Here is a 265-nt window from a genome sequence, read left to right on the forward strand (position 1 = left end):
GTTCGATCCCAGCCGGGCGCGCCATCACATCCGCAGGCTCAACTGCACGAACAGCGATCGCCCTGCCAGCGGCAGGTCACCCGGCACCAGCACCGGGATCGCGTCCCCCGGCGAATACAGGCTGGGCTCCTCCAGTCTGGCGTCGAACAGGTTGCGCACCGAGGCGCGGAACTCCCACCCCGAAGCAGAGCGCGGCGAGCGCCAGGTCAGGTCCATCGTGGTCTGGTCGCTCACTGGCTTGCGCGTGTCGCCAGGCGGGCGGCTG

1 pseudogene is annotated in these 265 nt (G+C 70.2%); it reads right to left on the minus strand.

Annotated elements, in window-relative coordinates:
* Positions 1-24: 24 nt before the first annotated feature.
* Positions 25-265 (minus strand): annotated as a pseudogene (locus B2W70_RS11995) (TonB-dependent receptor); the annotation flags it as partial.

This window comes from Aquabacterium sp. UBA2148 (genome assembly GCF_002328915.1).
GTDB classification, from domain to species: Bacteria; Pseudomonadota; Gammaproteobacteria; order Burkholderiales; family Burkholderiaceae_C; genus Aquabacterium; species Aquabacterium parvum.